Below are 26,268 nucleotides of genomic sequence, written 5' to 3'. Positions count from 1 at the left end.
TTCAGAGTTGATTAGCTGATTCGGTGCTCTTCAGCCAGCTAAGGACCTCGTGCCGCTTTACTTCGCCTGAGGTCGTGCGTGGCAAGCTAGTCGTTGAAAGTACAACTTTTGCAGGAATCATGAAAGCAGGCATGTTTGCCAACAACACGTTGATAGATTTCGTTATTGCGCTCTTGCTGACGCCATTCTTTTCTGGTACTACTACTGCCACCACTTTATTGTGGTAAAAGCTATTCGGATCACGCAAGCCCAGAAGACAAATTTCCTTTATTAGAGCTGACTGCAAAATGACCTGTTCCACCTCTTGAGGAAAAAATTTACTGCCATCTGCAAGGTGAATAAGATCTTTGATTCGTCCGCGGAAGAACAGGTAGCCGTCCTCGTCAAGAACACCTAGATCACCTGTATAAAGCCATCCCGACGAATCGATCGCTACACTAGTTTTGTCGCCCTGCTTATAGTAACCGCGCATTATATTTGGTCCGCGAACGACAATCTCTCCCGCATCTCCTACGCCTTTCGAGCCAAGCAATCGCAATTCAACGTCGGGTAATGGTTTCCCAACCGAATGCAGTCGAAAATTATCGGCACCATTTAAGGTTGTGACGGCGCCTGTCTCAGTCAATCCATAACCCCGATATATATCGATGCCCACCGTATCGAGAAAACTCTCCACATCTGCAGAAATCACAGAGCCGACACTGATGAAAGATCTAAATCGAGACCCTACCACTTCGCTCACAAGGGGAAAAAGCTTACGGCGGGACCGCCTGGGCAGCAATTTAGCCAATCCAAAACGCATTTTGAATTTCAGCCGCCTCTGCATTGACGCCCTGGCGAGACGACGGCGAATAACATCAACAACCAGAGACAAGTCAGGCTCATGAGCCACAACGTGTGTTACGTCGAGGGTCGGCAGAATACGCAACTTCTCCCTGAAACTAGCCTCTGGGATGTAGCACACCTGACCGCCGGCAAACAGAATGCCAAGATACCCAAACGTTAACTCGATCAAGCTGGCTGGCGGCAAAGCAGAAAGAAACAGATCTTTCTTTCCTACTTCAAACAAGCGCTGTAGACAGTCAGCTTGAAACAACAAATTACTGAAAGTCAACATCACACCCTTGGGTTCCGCGGTAGCGCCCCTGGTGTAAGCAATCAGAGCAGTCTCTTCCAGATTCCGCTCGCAGCCTTCGTGAAGTATATGGGTTGAGACGCTGCTAACGGTTCTATAAGGAAGATCTGGAGATTCCTGCGTACAGATTATGCCCGTTCCCATTTTTAACTCATTCACTATTTTTGCCGCAAGATCGACATAGCGCTTCGAAGCAAAAACCAACGCGGGGGCACTATCCAGCAGTTGAGCTCTCAAATCATCAACGGCACCATCAGCGTCAAGCGCCACCAGAATGGCTCCGGCACGAACGGCAGCAAAGAAAACAACACCGCAATTAGAATCCGACTCGGAAAGTAACGCAATGCGGTCACCAGATTTGATACCGCTATCAATCAAGTAATTAGATAGATGCTGCGCCTGTCGCTGAATAGCTTCGAACTCAAAGTCAGACCAACGCCCGTTTCGAAACTCCGAAACAGCAGGATTGGGCCGAACCATGCCGGCCCGCTGATAAATCAAATCTAAAACGCTTAAATGCACAACGAACTCCGATCCCACTAATCGGAATGTATCGCAATTCAGAAAAGTTCGCCAGTCAACGTATTCAAGTCAAATTCTTCAACTGCGCTTCCCTCTTGGTGACATCACCGGTATGGTGCAGAGCTCTGGCAATTTTCACGGCCAATTCTAGAGCCTCGAGCTTTACGGACTTAACCGATTTAGGATCTTTCTCAATCGTAGCAAGCGCCTCAGTGATAGCCTTATCGGCTTCATTTAATCTATGCATCTGCAGATAAATTTGTGCCATGCAGACCTGATCGTAGGCATACTCAAAATTGTCAGTTCCACTTCGCTGGTTATGAATTATCTCGGCCGATTTCAACTCCAACTCCGCCTCTTTCAAGCGACCCAATTTTGTTAATATGATGCCGTGCAGTCGAGCAACATTCGCCACAACCACGACACTGCCCGCGGCACCAGTTCGGGCTACGGTTTCGGAATCGGCGCAGTACTTTTCCGCCTCTTGCCAGCGACCAAGAGCTTTGTAAGTACTCGCAAGAGTCAAAGCAAGTTGCCCGGTGACGCCGCTTTTCGCCCCGGTTAATGAAACTGTTCGGGCGTAGCCCTGCTTCAGGTACTTCTCACCTTCAGCAACTTTCCCATTTTTCACCAATTCTGCACCGTACAACACTTCAATCGTGGGCAACAATTTATGCTTCGGTGAAATTGTCTGGCGCAGTGACAGACAATGTTGATAGCACCTCTCTGTCTCGCGCGTCGCACCAGCCAACTGATAAGCGTCGGACAAATCATCTAGAAGCACATAACACTCAGGATCACCATGTCCATCTCTCATCAGCTTTACTGCGAGATTTTTGGCCTTGACATAGTGAGGCTCCGCAAGATCCAGCTTGCCGTGAAGCACATACAGGGTGGCGAGATGCGCCTCGCATTCTTGAACTTCTGCTGATTCAGCACCAAATTTCGAAGCCTCGAGAAGTGCCTTCTGATATTCAGATTCAGCACGCCGAAAATCCCGGCTCAGTTGCTGCTGCTCGGCGACATTAAGTAGTCGCTGAAGCTCTTCCTTCGACGGCGTTGCCGCGAATGCGGGGACATTCACCGAAATAAGTGTCAGCAAGAACAAACTGCTTGATAGTTTCTTCACATTCATAGATACACTGTATCAGCTGACAGGTATCAGTCCAATCAGTTGTCAACCGTACAGATACCAGGACGCCTGAGAAAGGGCAATACTGTCTTCTGCGGCAACTTCCTGAGCAAAACGAACCGGCATCGCGATAAAATGAACTAAGACAGTCTGCGGAAAAGAAGAAGCCCTAATCCAAGAACACGGAGGCAAATGCACCTGAAGTTTTCGTCAGTTATTTTGACCAGTGTCCTAGCGTCATTGACTCTTTTTTCTACAGCAGAAAACTCCTACGCCAGTGAGCAAATCAATTCAGGAGACAGTCCCAAAAACACAGCAGAGAACACATCGCAGTCAACATCGCCATCTTCAGAGTCCGACAAAGATCTGGAGACACAACTCAAGGAGGATGCTGACGAGGCTGTAAAACGCTATGGGGCTAAATCACGAGAAGCAACTGATGCCCAGTTTGCTTATCTCAAACTTTTAAAAAATCGCGGTAAGAACAGAAAAGCCGAGGATTTATGCCGCAAAGTACTCAGTAACTATGAAAAGCTTTGTGGTAACGATTCCATGGAAGTCGCAGATGCGGAAGACGTTCTCGGCCGAATATTGCGCCACCAATACCGTTATGTCGAAGCTGAACTCCACCAGCGCAAAGCCCTAGACATCTGCAAGAAGCTACTACCTCCCACAGATCCGCAAATCGCCGCGAAGATGGAGAGTCTGGGCAAGATCATGGTGGCACAAGGGAATGTGAAAGAAGGCCGGGATACTTATCAGGAAGCCTTTGATATCGCTACCAAATCCGGTGACTCGAACACTGCAGATTACATTGCGGGGAACCTCGCCGCATGCCTGGTTGCCCTCGGTAATACAGATGAAGCGAGAAAATATATTACTCCACTTCTGAATAAAATTACTGAAACCCAAAAAAGCCGTCCTGACAGCCAGGCAGTTTTGCTGGCTCTTATGGGGCAAAGCTACGCAAAAGAGAAAAAATTCGACCTGGCGAAGAAGTATTACGAAGAGGCCATTGTTGTCTTCAAAAAGTTTGCTCCGCAACACCCTGCTCTAAACACTTGCTACAGCTTTATGGCAGATGACGAGATCGTGCAGGGCAATTATTCCGTGGCCTCCAAATATCTCGCGCAGTCAATCGAACTGGCTCCGAATCGGACCTTTGATGCGTTCAGCCGGCTTGCGCAACAGGAGCGGCTCAAATTCATCGACATATATCAGCCCTTGATTCGAAGCACAGATCCCAAAATCGCAAACGCCAAGGTCCTCAATGAATATTTGACTCTAAAAACGATTGAGAAGCATCCTCATCAAAACTCGGCACCGCTTCTCGAATCAATCTACAAAGCTCGACGCCAGACCTTCGGCGACAAGAGTGCTCTGACGAGTGAGGCAGCGTTGCAGCTAGCAGTGCAGCTCAAATATATGAGCGGTCACACTCAGCCCCTGATCGGATTGGCAGAGCCGGGTATTTTAGCTTTTGCACAATCGCTGGTCAATCCAAAAACAAAAGCAGATGCTGAGGCGCAAGTGACTATCGCCGTTCTAGGTGGCAGAGACCGGGCTTTAGACTACGTCATAGAAGCTCTTCTGGTCTTAGCCGAGATGAAAGGTGAGGAGGAAGAATTCGAATCAGCCCAGAAACGCCTCAATCTCGCTGAAGATTGTTTGAAGGCTCGCAACCTGACTCCTGAAACAAACTCACGAAACGCACACTCACCAGAAACGCTCGCGCGAAAGCTTTTGCAGTTAGCTACGGTTTGGCTAGCGTTGGGGAAATATCATCGTGCCACTGAACTAACCGAAAGTGCGATTGCAACGATCTCAGATGGCAAGACAGACAGCAAACTCAAGTACGATGCCTATTTGCAATTGAGTAATCTGAATCTGGCTGAATCCGACAGCGAAGCTGCACTCAAGAATGTAAGCATCGCCCAAGCAATGGCGTTGAAATTATTTGGCGAGAAATCAATAGAACTAATTCCTTGTTATCGAATACTCTCGCAAATCAAACTCTCCACAGGACAATACAAAGAAGCAAAAAACTATGCGCAGGAAGCTTTGCGGTGTACAGACCTGAGCACGTCTGACGCGATCTGGATGCGCAATACTACAGGATTCTGCGATCTCGCGGAGGGGCGCTATGATTCAGCAAAATTTGAGCTTAATCAAGCTCTGAATTTCTGCAACGATTCTGTGAACAACCAGGCGGAGGATCGCTCTCAATTTACGGCGTCTTCAACCGCCCTTGCAGAGGCACTCATCCATCTAGGTGACAAAGAGGAAGCGCTGCAGAATCTAGACTGGTCACTTTCCACCGACCATTCAAACAGCGATACATACTCACTACTATCATCAGCTAGAGATTGCGCAGGTATCGCCATGGTGCATAGTTTAAATTCCGAAAAAGAGCTGGCAGCAACCTACGCACTGAAAGCAGCGAGCTTTACCGATAAATTTCTGCAAAATGGATTCTCACAATTGTCTTTTGCGCAGCAATGTTCCTTTGTAAACGTCACCCGACAGGTTCGCAGCATTTTGCTCAACACTTGCACCGATCAGGAGCAATTGTCCAAAGCATACGGATACATAATAAAATGGAAGGGCTTGCTACTAGAAACATTGCGAAGCCAGTCTGCGATTGCATCGCTAGCTAATACTAGTTCTGGTGCTACCAAAAAGTCGGTTTCAGAGCTTGCTGACGTCCGGGTAAAGCTCGGACAAATGGCTAACACAGGTCAATCGCAAACTTCCGAATTTAACTTGCTAACAGAGACTAAAGAAAGACTTGAGCGCAATCTATCCCAGATAACTGGAGCGCAAACGATTGCAGACGTACTCACAAACCACGATGTGCAGTGGTTTCAAAGTCACCTGCAACCTGATCAAGCTTTCCTGGACATACTTACTTATACGTCAATAAAAGATAATACGGAACATTATGCATTGATTGCGCTGAGGGCACCGGCAAAGGATTCTGTACGCTCTCAGCAAAATGGAATTTACATGCTGGATCTGGGTCAGACACGTGAAATCAACGATGAAATTTCAAGTTGGCGAAACAACATCACTCAGCAAATTTCAACAAACAACAGAGACGCCAAACTTTCCGCTCGAGATATACACCCGGATCTGGAAAGCAACCAATCACTCTTGTCAGCGGAAGAATACCTTCAATTAACACAAAAATTGGCGCATCACTTTATTCTGAATCCTGAACTCGCCAAATTTCTGGGACCAGATGTCACAAAGCTCTGGCTTTGCCCAGAGGCAGCTATGGCAAGAACACCCTGGAATTCAATTGGCACTATATGCGGCGCCACCCAGTTCACCATTTGTGAGGTTGACAGCCCGCGCGAATTCATTCAAATTACGTCACAGCAAAGTGAACCGAACAAGACCAATCAGTTGTTGCTAGCAGGTGTTGGCACATTCCGAAGCAACGACCTCAATGATTTACCAGGCACAGCAAGGGAAATCAATGGCATTAAATCGGAAGCCAGCAAAGCCGGTATTGAATGCAAGGTCCTTCTCGATTCTCAGGCCAGTAAGAAGAATGTGGAGAAGAAGATTGACAGTTTCAGCGTTGTCCACTTTTCCACTCATGGTTTTGCCAGAAGCGATTCATCTGCTCAAAGCGAAAATCGCGCCTTGCCAGCTATTCACTTTGGATTGATGTCGATGATGCCGTCAATCGCTCGCAATCCCCTGACTGATTCGGGTCTCGTCCTCGCCCCAAGCGAAAAAACATCCGGCGCTGACGAGAAAACGGCAGAACTGATTGCAAGTGCTGAAACAAGGCCCAAGTGGCGGAGCATGCCTGATTCCATAAACGCGAGCAATAAGAAATTGCTGACGAACTTGTTAACGGCTGAAGAAATAGTCGGGCTAAATTTGAAGAATTGCAAGCTCGTCTCGCTTTCGGCATGCAAAACCGGATTAGGCACAGGGCTAGACGGACAGGGCGTGCTGGGACTTCGGTCGGCAATCCTGGCTGCCGGCGCACGTTCTATTCTTATGTCACTGTGGAGCGTCGATGATGAAGCGACCGAGCAATTAATGCAAAAATTCTATAGTTGCTTACTTGACCCGCAAAATCCGATGACGGAGGTTGAAGCGCTGCAGAAGGCGCAAGATTACATTCGTAGTCAACCTCAGTGGCAGGCACCGAGTTATTGGGCGGGTTGGGTGATTGCCGGTGATGGCTGGCAAAAAATACGAGAGAAAGTACCGACGGGGCGATGAAGAGTTAACCGCGACGTTTTTATGCATCCGAGACGGATGCACTCCATGAGACCCACTTGTTCCATGGCGTCGCCTAGATTTTTTTGTGGAATTTTTCGGCGTACCCGGTCATTTCGACATATGCCTGACCTTTGACGGATTTACCGTTTACCTGTCCATTGACTGTGGTGGCACCCTCCCAGTATGAGACGCCAGTTGACTTGGCAGTGCTCAGCTCCTGGTCGTCCAGAACAGGCACAAGATTCAGGCTGATCTTCTGGCTCGGCACGTTGATAGTCCAGTCCATCGGATACATGCCACCAGTGTGCGGACTCTTCCACTGACGTTTTGTTGTGATAGAGAATTCTGACTGCGTAATGTGCTTAGATGAACCGTCCGCATACACAATGGTTCCGCTAGAGTTAGAGTCTATTGACCCATCGGTCTTCTTTATCACGTAGAGCATCAGCTCTGTATTGTCATTTAGTTGAACACTGTACCAGTCCCAGCCAACTTGCTCCGAAGTAAGCTGATTACTACCGAACTCGTGATCCATCCAGGAAGTTCCGCTTACTGGAACAGATTGCCCTTTCAGATAGACGTAACCATCACTCTTGAGCCTGGTCATTGAATAATAGTGAGACGCACAACCTTTGCAAGAAGCTTTCTGGCTCACCCCGTCTTTGCCATGCACTACAGGTGGTTTCCCTGAAGTGAGCAGCAAGTGCAAGCCGAAATCAGACGTATCTGCCTTCAGGACAAACTGATTTCCTAACTGTTCGATCGACCAGTTCTCATTGAACACATAATAGTGATCCAACCTAGCACCAGCTGAGCTCAATCCACTGCGATTCAGTTTTTCAAAATAATGAAAGGTTTTGTTATTCTCGTCGGTTATTGCAAAATGAGCGAGAAAAATATCCTTCACATCCCAGGGTGAACGCTGTTTGACTGGCAGTTCATCGACACCAGTACGAAAGAATGTCAACTCATAACCGTAATGCTTCTGGTCCTTACTCTCTAGATGTCCTGTGTAATACCACCACTCGGTTTTGAATTCGTCGTGAGAAACATGATCGCGAGGAAATGAAAAAACATATCCCGGCAATGCCTGCTTGAAGGTTCGAGCCCACGCCACAGAGGGTGTCAATACACCCGAAATCAGCAGAGTCAAAAGAACTAATACTCGGAAAAACAAGATTTTCTACTCCTCTCGAACCACTTGCGGAGCCACAGTCTTCGCCGCAAAGCGGGCAGGAACAATACCCGACAGAACCGACGTCAACAACACTAATATCGAGGACTCGATCAAGAAATCGTACGGCACTGCGAATTGCACAGTCCAGCCAAACGATTGCTTATTAATTACAAAAATCAGCAGCAGCGATAGTACAAATCCCAGAGCCAATCCGGAAAGATTGCCCAATACACCTAGAATTCCCGCTTCCGTTAAAACGACAGATTGAATCTGTTTCTTGGAAGCACCCATGTAGCGCAGAATACCGAATTCACGCCGTGATTCCAGAGCAAGCGCAAACAGAGCATTCATCACCGCCAACATTGATACTGCAATTGCAATCGTATGCAGCGCATAAGTAATTGCAAAAGTGCGGTCAAATATTTTTATTGCCTCTTTACGCAACTCACTGGTCGTGCGAATCGAGAAAAGTCCAACTTTGGCCAGACGTTTTTGAATTTCTGCACGCACTGCATACGGGTCAGCACCAGGTGCGAGGTAAATCGCACAATTAGAGACACGATCTTCATGATATAGCTCCTTGAAGACAGCCCGCGGTATCACTATGTAGCCGAGGTCGCTTGCATAGTTGTAATACACGCCTTCTACCTTCACCGTATGATCGCCCGAAGGAGTCTGAAGAGTCAGCGAGTCACCCTGTGCAACGCCCTTCCTGATGGCAAAACTCTCCGAGACTATTGCACTGTCATGCCCCATGCGAGCTAACACCGTTTTCGTCGGCTCACCGGAGGTGAACTTGAGATGCCCATACTTCTCGGTTACATCGAGATCCCCCGCGCCCAAATTTGTCTGTTCGCCTTTGTATTCAATAGGAGTATCGACGAAAGCATCTACTGCAACCACAGAAGGAACACTTTTGATCACGGGCATCAGAGACTGATCGAATTTGCCGAAACGGCTTCCTGCAGCTCTAGCCGATGACTCCAGCCAGAGATCAGCTTGAAGCGTCTGATCGATCCAGACCATAACAGTCTCTCTAAAGCTGCCAATCATGATGCCAAGGCTGACCATCATAGCGATGCCAATCATCAAGCTCGCAACCGCAACAGACGTCCGCCCGAGAGTACCATGCAGAGACCGTGCGGCAAACAACCCTTCAAATCCAAAAATCTTTCGACATAACGACCCCAATAAGGGAAGCAAGAATCGGAGCGCAAGCGGCATGACTAGAGCAGCTCCGATGATCGCAGAAAGAGCCGAGACATATCCAAAGACGGGGAAATTGTAGACCGGCTGTTGACCGCTTGCGACCACCGCCCCACCAAAGCAAATCACGCCAAGTAGACTCAACCAGGGCGACAGCCTATCTATCTTGGATTCGTACGAGGCTCTGCGCGTAGCTTCAGCGGGTGCAACTCCGGTCGCCTCTATGACTGGAGGAATCGATGCCACCAGAGTCAACACTACACCGAGGCAAAATGCCAACGCCAGCGTCATAGGAGCCATGGCGACCGACTCCATGGGTGTCTGGAAGTAGAAGTGCTGAAACGTTCCTGCAATCGCCTTGAGCGCGCCCTGCGACATAGCGACACCCATGAGCAACCCTATGGAGGTGCCGACTACACCAAACCAGAGAGACTCGATACAAAACAGCATCATTATCTGAAGGCGTGTGACGCCCAGTGCGCGCATTGTACCGATTTCAGGACGCCTGCGGATAATCGAAATCGTCATTGTGTTGTAAATCAGAAACATGCCTACCATCAAAGCAATGAAGGTAAGCGCGATCAGATTATATTTGAACGAACGCGTCATCTTCTCAACCTGCTCACCACGCTGAGACGGTCTGTCTATGACGATATTCGGAGCCAATTCCTGTCGCAACTGGAATTGCGTTTGCTCCAGAAGATTCTCAGGCACTATCACTTCAATCTGACTTATTTTTCCTTCTGCACGTAAGGCCCGCTGGACGACATTCAAATCGCCCACAACAAGATTGCCGCTATACACACCGCCCAATCCTTCCCCAGACATGATGTCTGAAACAACGAAAGTTTCGGTCTGATCGTTTATAAGAAGTTTGACTGGACTGCCTTTTGAAAGATGCAATGTGTTGGCCAAGCGCTCTCCAACCAACACCGACTTACTGGAAAAAAGATCCAGAAAGTTGTTCGAGCCTGAACTCTCTTCGCTGTAGGATTTGAAGTCGGGATCACCCAACATATCAATTCCGATAATTTGCACAAGCTCTTCGTTCTTATCAGCGACTGCGACCGTCTGCTGTATCATCGGCATGTACTTGCCGCCGACACTCCCAAGCCAGCTCAAATCGGACAGCGTATTCTCATCCATGAAAGGACCAGCGGTACTGCGGATCTCGAGATTCGCCTTGCCGGAGACAAGATCAACTGTCTCCTTAAACTTGAGCAAAGCAGTATGATTGGCCAGACTGATTGCAATTAGAACGCTGACACCAAGAGCGATACCAACCAGAGTCAAGCAGGTACGAGTTTTGTTCTTTGCAAGATCCCGAAGTATAAAGCGACGAAATAAATTCAATTCGAAGAACATTTTTGTTTGTCACCATATACGACGCCGTCACGAACTTCGATAATTCTGTCTGCGTAGTTGGCTGCTTCCTGGCTGTGTGTAGCCATGATGATAGTCGGCTTGAGCTCGCGGTTGACTGACTGCAACAGTTCAAGCACTGCTGTGCCGTTTTCGCTATCAAGGTTGCCCGTCGGCTCATCGGCCAGTATCAGAGAAGGTCTATGAACAAGGGCGCGAGCGATTGCGGTTCTCTGCATTTCGCCGCCCGAGAGCTGCGAAGGATAAAAATTCAAACGTTTTTCAAGACCAACGCGCGCTAGCATCTCTGTCGCGGCTCGCCTGCATTCGCGTTCATCTTTGCCGGACAGTTCGAGTGGCAGGGAAACGTTCTCAACGACAGTAAGTGTCGACAGGAGATTGAAAAACTGGAAAATGAAGCCGATTTTTGCGCCTCTGATTTTGGTTGTTTGCTCATCAGTCATGGTTGTTAGATCTTGCTCTTCGAACCAGACTTTCCCCGCACTTGGTTTGTCGATACCGCCCATCAAGTTGAGCAAAGTCGACTTGCCGCAGCCACTTGGTCCCATCAGCGCTACAAATTCACCAGCACTGAAGCTCAAAGAGACATCTTTGACAGCATTGACCTGATGGTCTCCATAAGTTTTGGAGACACCAACGACCCGGAGTTGAAAAGTTGAACTATCGGACACGTAATCCTCGACAAAGACAAGTTTCACTTGGGTTCAGCAGCCAGAAACCAGGTAATAGCTGGCAGGGCGACTTCTCAGGCATAATTGTATCCAATCGTTCGTGAACATTAAGGAAATACTGTATCTTTTAGCTGAAACAGGCAAACTCCGGGTCCGTCAGTGACTGGTCAATTACCAGGTAACGCAAATTTTGCCATGAGCCAAGATTCGAGAAATAACACAACCGAATTGAGTTTGCTGGACGACTTGAACTTTCGTTTTCCTCTTCGTAAGTACCAGAAAGAGATCCTCGACCTGGTACATTCGAAGATCGAGGACGGCGAAAAGCAAATTCACATCGTGGCGCCACCTGGATCTGGCAAAACAATCATTGGACTCCAGCTTATTAGCGCAATTAAGTGTCCGAGCTTGATTATTTCTCCTAATACAACGATTCAGTCCCAATGGCGTCAAAAACTCGATCTGTTTCTGCCACCAGATGCAGAGGCCTTTGGAAGTGCGGATTTGATTGGTACTCATGAAGACAAGCCACTCAAACCAATTACTTTACTCACCTATCAGGTGCTATCTACGCCTGGGCGCGAACAAGAATATTTAGAGAAACTGGCTCGCAATGCCTGGATAGAAGAATTAAGAAAAAGTCGCAGCATGAGCAGAGCCGATGCCGAACTGCGACTTATAGAACTTTTGCAACACAATCCTAAGGAACATCAAAAAGAGCTATCCAGGCATCTAACACGAATAAGACGAAAACTCACCGATGTTCTAGAGCTGAAAGAAATTCTGCACGAAAACGCGCTCAATCTGGTACAGGCACTTCGTCGACAAAACATCAGACTTGTCATTTTTGATGAATGCCATCACCTGACAGACTACTGGGCCGCGGTAATGACCCAGCTGGTTAAGCAACTCGACGACCCTTTGATTGTAGGTCTTACAGGTACACCGCCCGAAGGCAAGTCATCAACGCAAGAGACAAGATACATGTCGCTTGTCGGCGAAATCGACTATCAAGTGCCAACTCCTGCGCTCGTCAAGGAAGGAGGTCTGGCACCATTTCAGGACCTGGTGTACTTCACTCAGCCAACAGAAAGAGAATTTGCATTTTTGAAGGAACAGCATGAAGACTTCCACCAGCTCATTGATGAACTAGTAAAGCCGACCAAAGTCAGCGACGAGAGATGTGATGCAAGCGGGCTAACAAACTGGATTAGCGAAAAAGTATCACAGGCTTGCGACGAAGAGCAAACGATCGATAGACCCAATTGGGCAGTCGCAGAAACGCCCCTGAGTTATCTTCCAGCCGTGCAAAAAGTCGATGAAACGACTCATAGAATTCGTTTTCCCAAAAACAAATCAAGAACCAAATCAAGAACCAACCGAATCAATACAAACAATTCGAACACATCAAACGAATCGAACATTTCAAACGATTGGATAGGGAAGTTAGCAACTCCGATTACACCTATTGCCGGATGGAAAGGCTTACAAGAACACAAACCGCAATTGGCAATTGCATACTGCCGGTACATGTTCAAAATGCAAATGCAGTTCCCCTCGAAAATCGAAGTCAGTGAAGCCATGACACAGGCGCCGCTGTTGGAAGATTGGATGATTTTACTGGAAGAGTATGCTTCTCATAAGCTGAAAGTAAGCTCCGACCAGTCCGATCACAAACTCTATGCACGCATAAAATCAGCAGCTCAGAAGCTCGGTTACGGTTTTACTGAACAGGGATTACGCAAACAAGCATCGCCCGTAGATAGAGTTTTAGCCTTTAGCAACAGCAAAGCTCAGGCTGTCGCAAAAATCTTGCAGATTGAACATCGAAATCTGGGTGACAAATTGAGAGCAGTCGTAATTACTGACTTCGAGCGCATGTCGGCTACTGTATTCAAACCACTTGATGGTGTTTTATCCAAGGAATCTGGTGGCGCCATAGATGCACTCAGAACTCTACTCGCAACCAAAAGTGGCACAGAACTTAATCCCTGCCTGGTCACAGGCTCACTACTGCTAACGGACAAGCGTATCACCGAGCAATTCGTCAGGGCAGCAGATCAGTATATTGCCAGCTCCGGCTTGCAGATGGATTTGATAGTAAAAAATGACAACACTGAAGGTTTCAGCGAAATCACCGCCAGCAGTGCAAAATGGGAACCACGTTTTTACGTCGCCATGATCACCGAATTTTTTGAACGGGGAATAACCAAATGTCTAATCGGAACGAGGGGCTTATTCGGCGAAGGATGGGATAGTCAGGCACTTAACACTCTCATAGATTTGACGACAACAACATCACCAGTTTCAGTCAAGCAACTGAGGGGTCGTTCTATCCGCCTCAATGCCAACGATCCCACGGCGGTGCGTAAGTGTGCCAACAATTGGGACGTTGTCTGTATCGCCCCTCAACTCGAAAAGGGGCTCAACGACTACAACCGTTTTGTACGCAAACACGAAGGTTACTTCGGTATCACAGATGATGGTCAGATTGAATGTGGAGTCGGTCATGTGCACGCGTCACTTTCAGAGCTGACACCAGCCGAAGTCTTTGCATCCATAGACGAATTCAATCAGGAAATGACCGATCGGGCTTTAGCGCGTGAGCAAATTTACGACCTCTGGAAAGTCGGTCAACCATACAAGAACCATGCCCTTGGCTGTATCGAGATCAGTAAGATGAGAGAAATCGCTCTTGCTCCTCCGTTCGTGCGCCGAAACTTAAACTACAAACAGCATGTCAGCGAGCTACGTAGCGACCTGGTCGGAGTTGTTAGCAAATATTCGTTCCTCGGAGCGAGCACTTCCTTGATTGCGCTAGTCGCTCTTCACCTGCCGATGTTGGTGGCGACAATTCCATTCATTATCGGACTAATTTTCGCCGCAAAAGAATATCGGTCACTTTTCGCATCCTTGCAAAAAGAGACATGCATGCAACGCACTCAGGAGTCTGCTCTCAAAGACATTGCTCAGGCGGTCCTTTCAGCGCTGCAGAGGAGACACTTTATTCCGGAGGATATCAGCGCCGACAGCATTCGCATCTCAATGCGAACAGACGGCACGTTTCGCGTTTTGCTCGATGACGTGGAACCTCAACAATCTGCTCACTTTATCAGCTGCATGAAAGAAGCATTGATGCCGGTTACTAATCAGCCCTACGTAATTCCGAAGTTCGAATACTTCGTAGGCGACAATAAAAGTCCTGAAAGCATCATCAGTACAACAAACACCGGCAACAATCAGAAGTCCAATCAATTCTTCCTCGACTACTTAGCGGGCAAGGCTGAGCCACGAATAGCTGCTTACTATCCAGTCCCGGGATTGTTGGCCCGGTCGGAGAAGGGGCGAGAAGCATTCGAAGAAGCGTGGAATAAACATGTAAGTCCAGGTTACATCGTGGCTACGGAAACCAATCCTGAACTGTTGAACCGGTATTTCAAAATGGGTCCTAGCCTGGCTCAAAGGCTTTTATGGGAATGACTCCTGACCATGCGCTTTCAGGAACCACCCTTATCCAAAAAGACTTTTACGCTTGTCGCGTTACCGCTGGCATTCGAACTGACCTTTGCTCTAGTCCTGATCTTCCTCTCGCAGCAGTATGAAGCTCAACTTGAAAGCGAACGACACGCCCGCGATGTCACCAGCCATCTCAACCAAATTTTGCGGCTGCTCATGGCAGAAGGTACGCTCGCCGTTTCGACACGAATTTCTAGCAATCCACTGGAGCAGTCAGGTAAAAGACGCGTTCTCGATGATCGAATCAAAGTTGAAACATCCGCAGTTAAGGACTTAGTCGCAGGGCACCCGGCTGAAGAAGAAGCATTCAACGAAATTCACGGTCTTCTGACTGACTGCCTGAAGATTCTCGCTCAAAATAAGCAGGCAACGCTTGAAGGTGACCGTTTCGGCATGATTAAAGCCTGGGGCAGTCTGAATAAGCTGACGCTCAAATTGCAACAGCGTATGGATGAACTGATCATCCAAATGAACAATTTGCAGGAAGAAACACAGACACAGCAAACGATGACCCGCCATGCTTTTGCCGCTGCTCTGTTTCTGGGACTGTTAGTCAACGTTCTGATAGCGGTTGCTCTGGGAATCCTCTTTCACAGAGGCACCATCAGGCGTCTCAACACCTTGATGGACAATACTCAACGGCTTGCGGCAGGCAAGGAGCTGAGCCCGGCGATTGAGGGCATCGACGAAATCGCCAGACTCGATCACACTTTCAGGCAAATGGCTGCCCTCCTCGAAGAAGCAAACCGCAAACAAAGAGCGACATTTGAGAATGCTGTGGATGTGATTTGCTCGATTGATAAAGATGGTCGATTCGCATCAGTGAACCCCGCGTCGGTGACAGTTTGGGGACTTTCCCCAGAAGACCTGCAAGGCACGCGCATCAGTCAAATAATCTTCAAAGACGATGTAAACGACACGCTCGAAAAAATCAAACAGATAATTGCGGATCAATCGTTCGGCTCCTTCGAAAATAGAGTAATCAAAAGTGACAGATCTCTGGTTGATATGAACTGGACTGCGCAATGGTCCAGTGAGGAAAAGACGCTTTTCTGCGTTGCGCATGACATCACGGAACGAAAACAAATCGACAGATTGAAAGCAGACTTCGTCGCCATGGTCAGCCATGACTTGCGGACGCCACTAAATTCAGTGCAAGGATTTCTGGAATTACTGGGTGCTGAAGCATACGGCAACCTTAGTGAAGATGGTTATGATTCGCTCGAGATTACCGAAGCAAGCGTAAAACGATTGATAGCTCTGATCAACGATTTACTCGATCTGGAGAAAATGGAATCTGGAATGCTCGAATTACGCATTGCGAAGACTGACATGAAGAGTGTTCTTTCCAGCTCGATTGGTTCAGTAATTAGTTTCGCCAAGCAAGCTGATGTTGAGGTAACGATTAATGGTGATGCCCATCTGATACTTGAAGCGGACAACGATCGACTGGTGCAAGTGGTAGTCAACCTGCTATCCAACGCGATTAAATTTTCACCGAAAGGTGAACGGGTCACAATCGACGTAGCAAAAATGCCTGACGCTGTAAGAGTAAATATTCGGGACAGGGGCAGGGGAGTTCCGGAAAAAATGAGGGAATCGATTTTCGAGCGGTTCAAGCAGGTTGAGCTGAATGATGAGAGAAAGAAGGGCGGCTCAGGTTTAGGTCTGGCGATTTGCAAAGCCATTATTGAAAGGCACGGAGGCAAAATCGGTGTCGAACCCGGTGAAAATGAAGTCGGCAGCGTCTTCTGGTTCACCCTGCCACTTACCGCCTCCATCGCGCCGGCTGAAAAAGCCAGGGTCTAAAATTCATTGCGCCTGCACCGAGAAAACAGGGATTGGTTTTACATGAGTCCACGCATGCTGTAGTATCTGCGTGTCGGTCTAAAGTGACATTCAAAAATCTCTTTGCACTTGTCAGCAAAGCAGTTGAAGGTTCACAGTCCGGGCATAATAGACACGACAGTATCGAGTGGACGGTTCTGTGGCCAAAATTCTCCTGGTTGAAGACGATCAAGGTCTGTGCCGTATGGTACGGGACTGGCTGACGATGGAGAAACACAATCTGGAAATCATTTCAGATGGACGCGAAGCGCTTGAAAGGCTGAAATACTACCAATTTGACGTGGTCATTCTCGACTGGGAGCTGCCCGGCATTCATGGACCGCAAATTCTGAAGGAGTTTAGGGACGCCGGAAAAACCACTCCCGTGATTATGCTGACCGGCAAGTCTACTATAGACGACAAAGAAACTGGTTTTACAGCCGGAGCCGACGACTACCTGACAAAGCCGTTTGCTATGAAAGAGCTTTCGGTTCGGCTCCGAGCTTTACTGAGACGCCCTGGTTCGTTCACCGGAAACGTGATTACGATGGGAAATATCACCCTCGACCAGGCGAACTTCAAACTAACCAAAAACGATGTGGAGATCAAGTTACTGCCAAGAGAATTCGCTTTGATGGAGTTTTTCATGCGACATCCAAAGCAAGTTTTTAGCGCAGACGCCTTGCTCAATCGCGTTTGGGCATCAGACTCCGACTCTAGCAGCGACGCTCTGACGACGTGCATTAAACGTCTCCGCAAAAAGCTTGATGAAGAAGGAAAGCCCTCCATTATTACGACCGTTCACGGCGTCGGTTACAAACTCGATATTGGATAGCTCTTTAGCTCAACAGCTCAATAGAAGAGAACTACAGCCGCTACAGGAACAGCCGATACACCGCCTCTGCCTGGAAATTCATGTTGCGGAAATCGCTACCGCTACCCCACTGACTGAATTTCGCCGAATTGCAAAAGTAAATTCACCGCTCTCGCTGATTCGGCCGATTGGCTGACCCGCTTTTACCTTGTCGCCGGTAACTACGTTTGCCATGTCCAGTCCGACATATAGATGATAACGAATCGCTTTTTGCGCTCTGTCATAACATTGAATTACAACCGCTTCTTTGGACAGATTCAGCCGCTTGTATTTTTCGATAAGTGCGAAATCCTTATCGCTGAGGCTGATCAATGCATGCTTTCTCTGATCATTCCCCTCAGACTGGCGCGTCGAGTAGACTACTACTCCATCTTGAAAGGCAGCAACAGGAGACTGACTGTCAAACTTAATCGTCGAATACACGTCAGAACCTGATACGACTGATGAACACTCGCCACGCTCAAGCAGCAATTGGCAGGACGTGGTAACTCCATTTTTCAACGCGAACTTTGGTCTGCCAATCAACGGTGGTTCCTGAAACGCCACACCATCTGTAAACTGTCTCGTCTTTCGACCTTCGAGATCAGTAATGGTACGGATTCCGCAATACTCCTCAACAGCGTATCCGTTGCAATATCTTATTGTTTGTTTGCCGGACAACTCGGTGTAAGTATAAGCACCACTTGTATTGACCGATACAGTACCGTACCAATAGCGACCAGTTTCCTCGTTGCACCAAATCTGGTTACCGATGTTATTCCATGTACCGCGCTCATTCAAGATACGCTGCGGTTGCCCATCTGCACTATAGTTTTGGAACTCGAATTTACGTCCATCTGCGTCATGCATTACCGTCAATCTTCCTGTTGCGTCATAACCGAGAAGAGAATTATTGAGAAGATCTCTAATTGCCGACCTGCCGTCAATGAATCTATAAGTGATCGTCTGAGCAATCGCATCTTCCAGAGATGTGTTGCCCTGTGCGTCTTCCTTGATGCGTGAATACAGTTCACCAGAGGCATACTTTTCGGTGGTCTTCGTTCCGCAGGGTGAAAAAAGAACACTTTCAAAAGCATTGCTCATAGCGCAACCAGCTTTGCCGATCGAAATGCGACCATTCCAAACGACCCCGGTTTGATTATTGATCCAGCTGTCCAAATAGCGCCTGTCTTCACCAAACTGCCTGAACCAGTCACCATACTGATTTGCAAAAGCGTTCATTTCGCCTGTAATGTCGTCGTAAGCAAAACCAAAGCGCCGACCGGCAGCATCTTTGAAGATGCTGATTCGATTTTTATCGTCGATAGTCAGTTCGCTGCCGTTTTCTCCGGATACAGTTACCGGCTGCAGGAATTTGCGAGCGGCATCGGCAGCAGAATCGCATTCGCCTGCTATGCGCGCCTCGCGATCAAAAACACTGAGAGTTGTGGCGGCAGCGACAGAAGAATCGCCTGCCCCGATATTACACTCAGCAGGACTCTTCCTGGAGCTGGAGAACGGGTCATCGCAGTTGAGGAAAAACCCGTTTGGCAATTGATTTCGATGTTCCAATAGGTTCATGTCCTGCGCCTCACCGTTCTTCCATTACGCTGGCGTCTCGCGCCTCATGTACCTAATTTAGAAAATTAAGTTGGCTAAGTTTTGGCATCATCGATAGATGTTCAAAAATTTGTGGCGGGCCCGTCCAAAGTTTTTTCTTGACATCAGACAGCGAAAGAATATACTGATGAAGCCCTCTCATACTTTTATACGTCCAAACCAGGTCCCCGAGACTGTTCAGCACAGCTTTGGAGGGGATTTGCATCCTTAGCAGCAGGATACTTGCCATGCCTCCCGGTCCAGGCGATACCAACCTTAGTAATCACGATAAATTAGTCAGACAGATTGAAGGTGACTTCAAAGACCTGTATGGCAAATACCACGACGCTTCCCACATGCAGAAAGTGTGGGATGAGTTGAATCAGCTACATAAGATGGATGGCGGCGATGATCGGTTCCAATCCGACATGCGCATGATCAACAAGTACTTGCAAGACAAGCACATTCTGCCGGGGCTGGAAATCGACGAGGACCCGACCAGCCCGGACGGATACAAAATTGGACCGACAGACCCGGCCAGTCCAGACTCGCCCTCCAACGAAAAGGCGTCGATGGATGCGAACCAGGCTGCACAAGAAGCTGCATCGCAAGACGCTCCAGCGAGCGGATACAATGGCAGCCCAGGCGAGTCGGGCGGCTACTCAGGCGGCGCTCAGGCAGGAGACTCAGGCGCGACTGGCAGCGGTGGCTACGACAGTTCAGCCAGTAACGATGGCTCGGGGGGCTCCGCTTACAACCCTAGTTTTTCTGGGCAAGCCGGGTTTGACGGATACGAAGACACGGTCGATCCAAACAATGACGCTCAAAATTCGATCCTGAAGACCTGTGAAGAAGATGTCGGTCACGCCATGTGGAAACAAATCAATGGTGGCGCCAGTGGTGGCAACGAGGGCTGCGCGGCTTCCGTGAGCGCAGTGCTAGACCAGGCTGGCGCAGCCAATGTCAGTGAGATGGAGTGCCATCATTTACAGTCTTCCCTACAAAGCCAGGGGTGGAGCATCACCAATAAACCGCAGCCAGGCGACGTAGTAATTGGGTACGGCGGATTAAGCGCTGCACACACAGGCATCGTCGGAAAGAACGGCACGGTTTTCGACAACCACTCAAGCACTGGTACCTTCCAACAAGACTCTTTGAGCTATTTTAAGAACTGGAATCAAGTTGTATTCCTGCATAAAGATTCTGCACCGGCGGCTCATGCGCCAGCTCCAGCAGCTGCCCATGCACCGGCTCCCGCGCATAAGTAATACAGCGCCGGCGTAATTGATTAGACAGTTCACAGCGTGCCTTTCAGGCACGCAAAATAGATAAGAACAAAGTTGCGATCAGAAACAATATCTGGGCATCCGTTGTAAGATTCGTTCTTAACGGCTTACAACTATTTCCTTTCGAGAGATTTCGTCCCATGCAAAATAAGTGCCTTGAGTTTGCTCTGTCAGTTTGTCTATTGGCAGGTGTAGCTTTCTGCCCAGTGCCAAGTATGGCGCAACAGGGACCCGGCGATCCCCAGGTCAATATGATGCTCTTCCCGGTCATGCGTGACCAGAACAATCAGCAATACATCATCAGCCGTGCAGGCTACAAACTGAACATCGAAGGCGTTGGCATCGCTAAAGACGCCAAGCAAATCGCTGTCTATCAGGATAACCAGAACAACTTCTGGTACATCAACAAGAATGGTGAACCGACCCAAGTCAATCCTCAACAAATGCAGAAACTGCAAGCTCAGATTGAGGCGCAGCAAATGATGCAGCAGCAACAGCAGCAGGGCGGCAATCCAAACGGTAATCCACAAAACGTAACTGTTAACAATTATGGTTCTACTGGCAGCAGCAGCGGCAGCAGTGGCGGCGGAGCCTCAGCACTCGGCACGGGCTTGGCAGCCATGGGCGGCGCAATGGGCGGCGCAGCGCTGGGCGCAGCGATGACTAACTCGATGTACCATGAGCCTTACCCGGCATACGGCGCTGGTTACGGCGGCATTCCCTACGGCGCCCCAATCTATAAAGAAGGCGGTACTGGAAACTACTACTATCACGGCGCTTCGGGCAACAACGTCTACGTTAAACCAACCGAAAACACCGCTGCCATGTTCAATCAATATGACCAGCAAGGCGCCTGGAAAGACAAACAACAGTGGCAGAATAACCCGAACTGGGCGAAAGAACAGCACTATAACCAGAACATGAGTGGCATGAACAACATGAACCAAATGAACAAAAATGCCATGAATGGAATGAACAATATGAACGAAATGAACAAGAACTCCATGAACGGAATGAATGGCATGAACGGCAAAAACATGAATGAAATGGCCGGTAAGGGCGAAGGAGAAGGCGAAGGCGGTCGCAAATTTGGCCGTCGCGGCGGAAACGAAGGCGGCTTCGGTAACAGAGAAGGCGGCGGCGGCGGTGGCGAGCGTCGTTTCGGGGGCGGTCGATTCCGCTAAGCGTCGGGCTTAGAAACCCAGTACAGTTCGCACCGGACACAGAACCGGTAACCAAGTAACAGAAACGGCGAGCGCATTAAGCGTTCGCCGTCTTTACATTAAGCCGTCAGCCTCAATCGTTAAGGCTGCCAACCTTAGTCTTTGAGGTGTGAGCGGAGCAATACGCCCGACAACAGTTCAAAAGCCTCGTCATCAAAATGGTTTGAGTGAAGAGCCTTTTCCAGAAATGCCTTTTCTTGCTCGGATACCTTTCCGTCCGCCATAATTAGCTCGCGAATAACCTTTGCCTCGTATTTGGACACTTTATGGTCGTCCTGAAGCGCTTCTTTAAGAGCTTCTTCCAATGTCAACTTAAACGCCACTTTCGTTGCCTCCTTTGGCAGACCCGATTAATCGAGATTATACTTAACTCCTGGTTGAATTAAAAAGGGGTCAGGGATGGCTGGGTCGGACACAAAGACTGAAATAACACCTCTGGAGCTTAAAAAACGGCTCGATGCGGGCGAAAATATCGTACTTCTCGATATCCGAGAACCACATGAGCTGGCGATTTGCACACTTGCCAATACGACCGCGCATATTCCCATGGGCGATTTAATGGAACGACTGTCGGAATTGGAGAAATTTAGAAATCAAGATATCGTAGTTTACTGCCGCTCTGGAAATCGAAGCGACAGCTGCGCCGAGTTCTTACGAGACCAGGGATTTTCCGGTCTTAACTTAACAGGTGGAATAATCGCCTGGTCAAATGACATCGATCCGTCGGTTCAGAAGTATTAGAGAAACGGAGGCGCCTGTGACTAACTCTACAGACGGTGATACCGCGGGCAATACTGAAGAAGTAGCTAAACGCAAACAGAAACAATTCATGATACTGGTGGCAGTGCTAAGCGTCTGCACAGTTATCTTCATTGTGATGATGGTTTTGCTTGCATATACTCTGCCAAATGCGACAGGCTGATACTTCAAATCAAGTTGATTACAAAGTTAGACAGAGTCCATTGAAAGCGCAGGGAGATTCGGCCTACGCACGAAGTTACAGAGCTTAAGTTGACACGGTAAAAACGCAGACTGATCTTATCTGGAGATATCGAAAATGGAACGAGCGCTCAAATCATTGACAGTGGGGATGAGCGCACTGCTTGTGCTAAGTGCCAGTTTTTGTGGGACCAATGGCTATTGCGCCGGCAAATTGAATGCCAGCGATACCAGCCGCACCAGCGCAACCAGTGAAATCGCAGTTCTTCTCAATAGCCTGCAACAATCGATCGTGAAAGGTGATGCAAAAGAAGCGGCCTTGCTCTGGACAGACGATGCAATCTTCATTGACGAAGGCGGAGCAGAGACCCACGGTCGCAATGCCTTGCAGCAGCGGTTTGAAGAGCTTTTCAAATCGAGAGCACAGAATACAGAGAAAAACGGGACCATTGAATTTGAAACAGAGCGCGTATCTTTTCCATCAAGTAATGTGGCACTAATTATTGGTGTGGTGAAAAGAAGTGCAGCGAATAATGGAAGTGCAGCGAATAATGAAAGCTCAGGCACCAGATTCTCTATGACTGCAGAGAAGCGAAATCAGAAATGGCTTATTTCTCAGGCGAGCGAAACACGCATTGCATTGGAACCGGGTACAAGTGCGGACGCACACGAGCATTTAAAAGAGTTGGATTGGCTAACGGGTAACTGGAAAGCCATTACGTCAAGAGGCGTCGTGACAATGCGAGTCGAGTGGGTTCCAGGCAAAAATTTCATACGCGCAACCTGTGTCAGCACGGACAAAGACAGCACGGAAGAAAAGACAGACACACAAATCATCGGTTGGGATGAGCGGTCAGGCTCCATAGTTTCATGGTACTTCGGCTACCGCGGCAATTTTTCATACGGCAAGTGGAGACGCAACGGCACTGATTGGCTCGTAGACATTGCAGGTATGAACAGTGATGGCAGTGCATTTCGAGAAACAAATGTTTTCTCCAAACCAGACTCGCACAAGTTCACGTGGCAGTCGACCGAAAGAACTAACGCCGGCACGAGTTTGCCTGATACAGAAGAGCTGACAATCGAAAAGGTCAGTGGTACAGAGCAATGAAGCACTATCGACATATTCTTGTCGCAGCAGCTGTCGCCCTCACTTGCTCATGCCTGCCCTCTCATTCTCAGTATCTGGGGCAGAACAGCCAGTACAGTGTAAATGGCACTGGATTCGGTGGCGTAAGTTCGTACCAACAAATGCCCAAGGCGTCCACAATGCAAAGCTTAGAGCAAACGCTGGACACAGTGGACAACCGCAACGCCTGGTCGCGCACACCGGTTTCAGGTGCTGTGCAACAACCGCAATATCAGCAACACCCTCAATCACAGCAACGTTCGCAATATCAACAGCAACCACAATATCAACGACAATCGCAATATCAACAACCTTACAACGTGTCCGCACAAAACAGCGGCATGTTGCCGAAAGTCACCAAACGAGATCTCGCTCGAGTCTTCTTCGAAGGAGGCTCGCTTTTCGATAGCTCAGTCTCACCAACAGCATCGAGCTATATGGCGCCAGCGCCATCAGGCAACAACTCGCAGGCTACAAGCGTGGCATATCAGGGCTATCAAAGAGCACAAAACATGTCCACACGCGCGAGAAATGCCGCCAGCCGAGCGCGTAACAGCACTGATCAATGGGTCAGAAAGAAGGCCGCCGATGAAGCCTACTATGATGCGAATGATGCAGACGCCGCAGCTAACCGCGCCTATTACGCTGCCCAGAATGGAGATTCACAAGCCAGAGGTTATGCCAACTTAGCCCGTCAGGCAGCAGATCGAGCGCGCGCCGATGCCAACCGCGCCCGGTACAATGCAGACACGATTCGCTAAACATATTTACTTCTCGAAGCGCGCGATAACTTTGCTGTAACGTTGCTCCAATTGCGCCGCATCGTTGTCGCGTTTTTCAAAGCGCAATAACTGAGTCATGTTGGCGAGAGAAATTCGAATTCGGCTTGGGTCGGCGCTATTACGGTGTAGGGAAAGCGCTCTGTTGAAGCACACTTCGGCACCACGAACATCGCTGCTGTTCGCAAGCTCGATGCCATAGTTATCATAAGCAGTGCCCAGGTCATCCTGAAGAATCGTGCTACCGGGCGAACTTGCCAGAGCACGTTCGAAGTACTCAACCGCCTCGCGGTTACTTGAGAAGCTCTGCCCGCTTTTGTATTTCTGAATCTTACCTGCTTCTGGCGGTGGCGGCGCAGAAACTAAATTCGGATTTGTGCTCTGACGCATACTCCTATGGGCGGTGAACTCAGAGTCATCACTACTTGCAGAGTCATCATTACTCGCAGAGCCATCATTATTGGTTTTGACATTATTCCGCTGCGCAGGTTCAGAATCAAAAGCTTCTGCCTGCGGCATGCTCGCCAACTGAGTTGTTGATTGCGGCCTGTTGTTGGCGCTGCGCCTCTCCAGAAGAGTCGAGTAAAGCTTCGCCAATGTGTTGACGTCGCGTTGAGTTAAATGCGGCTCTTGCACTTTTTGACCATTTGCTGTGAAGTACATGACGTCAGTAGCGACATCGCTATGTCCCAGTAAACCGAGCGTGTGCCCTATCTCATGCAAGCAAATTGCATGCATCACAAGATCGCTCACCGAAGACTTATCATCACGCTCTCGTGTCAACAAGAACAGCTTAGAGCTGACGATGTATCCGTCGCTGTCGAGCATCGGTACAGCTTCGCCAGCTTCCAGCCCACGATTCTGCGGGAACTCCTTTGGATCATCTATCCAGATACATTCAATATTCGCATCTGCAACACTATCTACGCGAGTGAAGGTGATGTGCCCTTCTGTTGCTTTAGTCCATTCGGCAAATGAGTTGTTCAGAATTATGGCATCGTTAGGACGATACCCCTTAACTCCTTTACCGTCACCGATATAAACCTTGAGTGGCATTGCATCGAGATTCCATCCATAAAAATTCTTACCTTCTGTAGCGAGCGCAAAATAGCTGTCAGCACCATCGCGGCCCACTCTAGCCCAGATCTCATTCTTCCTGGCGAGTTGCTCATTCAACTTTTGCATGATCAGCATCGTCTCTTTTCGCCGAGAACTGTGCGGGAAGTTTGCGAGAAACTGATTGCCTACCTGTATGCCTTCCTCAAGTTGCCCGGACGTCATGCAAGCTCCGACAAGCGCAGCCCAAGCCAAATCAAAGCTAGGGTCAGCCTGCACGGCTTGTTCGAACTTAATGCGTGACTCCTGCAAGCGATTATTATCTGCAAGGCGAATCGCTTCGTTATACAAATGCGAAGACACCATGCGCGGTGTCTGCTGCTGCTGGACATACTGACGTGATCCTGAACTCGGTGAAACGCGAATACCACCGACGCCCGGGATAGGAATTCCGCCGCTCAAAATAGTATCGAGAAATCCAGCTTGCGCACCGGTACAGGAGACGGCGAACGCACCTACTAGTGCAAAAAGACGCGAAATGCCAAACTTCGCCATGCCGATCCCTCACTGGTCTAGTAATCTATGTTCCC

The 26,268-nt window shown here is 48.7% G+C and carries 16 protein-coding genes and 1 pseudogene; 9 read left to right on the top strand and 8 right to left on the bottom strand.

The features are described from left to right. Window position 1 precedes the first annotated feature (1 nt). Entirely contained in the window at window positions 2–1,657 is a 1,656-nt protein-coding gene (locus EKK48_03700) for a hypothetical protein (GenBank protein ID RTL45172.1), read from the bottom strand. Between the two features lie 64 nt (window positions 1,658–1,721). Next, complete coding sequence (locus EKK48_03695) at window positions 1,722–2,792, bottom strand: tetratricopeptide repeat protein (protein RTL45171.1); 1,071 nt, start codon at window positions 2,790–2,792, stop codon at window positions 1,722–1,724. Window positions 2,793–2,981: 189 nt separating this feature from the next. On the opposite strand from EKK48_03695, the gene EKK48_03690 reads away from it, so the two are divergent. Next, window positions 2,982–7,034: a CHAT domain-containing protein gene (locus EKK48_03690; GenBank protein ID RTL45170.1), complete on the top strand. Its 4,053-nt coding sequence runs from the start codon at window positions 2,982–2,984 to the stop codon at window positions 7,032–7,034. A 73-nt stretch (window positions 7,035–7,107) separates the two neighbouring features. On the opposite strand, the gene EKK48_03685 is transcribed toward EKK48_03690, so the two are convergent. Genes EKK48_03685 through EKK48_03675 form a run of 3 tightly spaced genes read right to left on the bottom strand, consistent with a single transcriptional unit; the run spans window position 7,108 to window position 11,471 of the window. Beyond that, window positions 7,108–8,211 (bottom strand): carotenoid 1,2-hydratase, encoded by a 1,104-nt coding sequence (locus EKK48_03685; protein RTL45169.1) that lies wholly within the window; start codon window positions 8,209–8,211, stop codon window positions 7,108–7,110. 6 nt (window positions 8,212–8,217) lie between these two features. Further along, on the bottom strand, window positions 8,218–10,782 hold the full coding sequence (locus tag EKK48_03680; protein RTL45168.1) for an ABC transporter permease: 2,565 nt from the start codon (window positions 10,780–10,782) through the stop codon (window positions 8,218–8,220). Beyond that, window positions 10,767–11,471, bottom strand: a complete 705-nt coding sequence (locus EKK48_03675; GenBank protein ID RTL45167.1) for an ABC transporter ATP-binding protein — start codon at window positions 11,469–11,471, stop codon at window positions 10,767–10,769. The genes EKK48_03680 and EKK48_03675 overlap by 16 nt, the downstream gene beginning before the upstream one ends. Before the next feature lie 195 nt (window positions 11,472–11,666). Between EKK48_03675 and EKK48_03670 the strand changes: the two genes are divergently transcribed. The 3 genes from EKK48_03670 to EKK48_03660 all read left to right on the top strand — a co-directional run bounded on the left by EKK48_03670 (window position 11,667) and on the right by EKK48_03660 (window position 17,649). Next, window positions 11,667–14,951 (top strand): hypothetical protein, encoded by a 3,285-nt coding sequence (locus EKK48_03670; protein ID RTL45166.1) that lies wholly within the window; start codon window positions 11,667–11,669, stop codon window positions 14,949–14,951. Between the two features lie 9 nt (window positions 14,952–14,960). After that, window positions 14,961–16,796, top strand: a complete 1,836-nt coding sequence (locus tag EKK48_03665) for a PAS domain S-box protein (protein RTL45165.1) — start codon at window positions 14,961–14,963, stop codon at window positions 16,794–16,796. A 178-nt stretch (window positions 16,797–16,974) separates the two neighbouring features. Continuing rightward, window positions 16,975–17,649, top strand: a complete 675-nt coding sequence (locus EKK48_03660; protein RTL45164.1) for a response regulator transcription factor — start codon at window positions 16,975–16,977, stop codon at window positions 17,647–17,649. Window positions 17,650–17,727: 78 nt separating this feature from the next. Here EKK48_03660 and EKK48_03655 read toward each other — a convergent pair whose 3' ends face one another. Beyond that, window positions 17,728–19,248 carry a hypothetical protein gene (locus EKK48_03655; GenBank protein RTL45163.1) on the bottom strand — a complete coding sequence of 507 codons (1,521 nt, stop codon included), beginning with the start codon at window positions 19,246–19,248 and terminating at the stop codon, window positions 17,728–17,730. 266 nt (window positions 19,249–19,514) lie between these two features. On the opposite strand from EKK48_03655, the gene EKK48_03650 reads away from it, so the two are divergent. Both EKK48_03650 and EKK48_03645 read left to right on the top strand, forming a co-directional pair. Further along, entirely contained in the window at window positions 19,515–20,534 is a 1,020-nt protein-coding gene (locus EKK48_03650; protein RTL45162.1) for a hypothetical protein, read from the top strand. Between the two features lie 233 nt (window positions 20,535–20,767). Next, entirely contained in the window at window positions 20,768–21,736 is a 969-nt protein-coding gene (locus tag EKK48_03645; protein ID RTL45161.1) for a hypothetical protein, read from the top strand. A gap of 134 nt (window positions 21,737–21,870) precedes the next feature. Here EKK48_03645 and EKK48_03640 read toward each other — a convergent pair whose 3' ends face one another. Continuing rightward, complete coding sequence (locus EKK48_03640) at window positions 21,871–22,098, bottom strand: hypothetical protein (GenBank protein ID RTL45160.1); 228 nt, start codon at window positions 22,096–22,098, stop codon at window positions 21,871–21,873. Window positions 22,099–22,174: 76 nt separating this feature from the next. Here EKK48_03640 and EKK48_03635 point away from each other — a divergent pair, with 76 nt between their 5' ends. From EKK48_03635 to EKK48_03625, 3 genes and pseudogenes are all read left to right on the top strand, one after another. Continuing rightward, window positions 22,175–22,516 (top strand): rhodanese-like domain-containing protein, encoded by a 342-nt coding sequence (locus tag EKK48_03635; GenBank protein RTL45159.1) that lies wholly within the window; start codon window positions 22,175–22,177, stop codon window positions 22,514–22,516. A 316-nt stretch (window positions 22,517–22,832) separates the two neighbouring features. Further along, window positions 22,833–23,825, top strand: a complete 993-nt coding sequence (locus EKK48_03630) for a nuclear transport factor 2 family protein (GenBank protein ID RTL45158.1) — start codon at window positions 22,833–22,835, stop codon at window positions 23,823–23,825. A gap of 236 nt (window positions 23,826–24,061) precedes the next feature. Beyond that, window positions 24,062–24,154 (top strand): annotated as a pseudogene (locus tag EKK48_03625) (VrrA protein). Window positions 24,155–24,610: 456 nt separating this feature from the next. Here EKK48_03625 and EKK48_03620 read toward each other — a convergent pair. Next, window positions 24,611–26,233: a matrixin family metalloprotease gene (locus EKK48_03620; GenBank protein ID RTL45157.1), complete on the bottom strand. Its 1,623-nt coding sequence runs from the start codon at window positions 26,231–26,233 to the stop codon at window positions 24,611–24,613. Window positions 26,234–26,268: the final 35 nt, after the last annotated feature.

This window comes from Candidatus Melainabacteria bacterium (assembly GCA_003963305.1).
Lineage (GTDB): Bacteria > Cyanobacteriota > Vampirovibrionia > Obscuribacterales > Obscuribacteraceae > PALSA-1081.
This window is presented reverse-complemented; position numbering and strand designations above follow the sequence as displayed.

Excerpts from the sequence above, each read along its gene's own strand:
- EKK48_03695 (RTL45171.1), bottom strand. The coding sequence starts at position 2,792 with ATGAATGTGAAGAAACTATCAAGCAGTTTGTTCTTGCTGACACTTATT.
- EKK48_03690 (RTL45170.1), top strand. The coding sequence starts at position 2,982 with ATGCACCTGAAGTTTTCGTCAGTTATTTTGACCAGTGTCCTAGCGTCA.
- EKK48_03680 (RTL45168.1), bottom strand. The coding sequence starts at position 10,782 with ATGTTCTTCGAATTGAATTTATTTCGTCGCTTTATACTTCGGGATCTT.
- EKK48_03670 (RTL45166.1), top strand. The coding sequence starts at position 11,667 with ATGAGCCAAGATTCGAGAAATAACACAACCGAATTGAGTTTGCTGGAC.
- EKK48_03665 (RTL45165.1), top strand. The coding sequence starts at position 14,961 with ATGCGCTTTCAGGAACCACCCTTATCCAAAAAGACTTTTACGCTTGTC.
- EKK48_03655 (RTL45163.1), bottom strand. The coding sequence starts at position 19,248 with ATGAACCTATTGGAACATCGAAATCAATTGCCAAACGGGTTTTTCCTC.
- EKK48_03650 (RTL45162.1), top strand. The coding sequence starts at position 19,515 with ATGCCTCCCGGTCCAGGCGATACCAACCTTAGTAATCACGATAAATTA.
- EKK48_03645 (RTL45161.1), top strand. The coding sequence starts at position 20,768 with ATGGCGCAACAGGGACCCGGCGATCCCCAGGTCAATATGATGCTCTTC.
- EKK48_03635 (RTL45159.1), top strand. The coding sequence starts at position 22,175 with ATGGCTGGGTCGGACACAAAGACTGAAATAACACCTCTGGAGCTTAAA.
- EKK48_03630 (RTL45158.1), top strand. The coding sequence starts at position 22,833 with ATGGAACGAGCGCTCAAATCATTGACAGTGGGGATGAGCGCACTGCTT.
- EKK48_03620 (RTL45157.1), bottom strand. The coding sequence starts at position 26,233 with ATGGCGAAGTTTGGCATTTCGCGTCTTTTTGCACTAGTAGGTGCGTTC.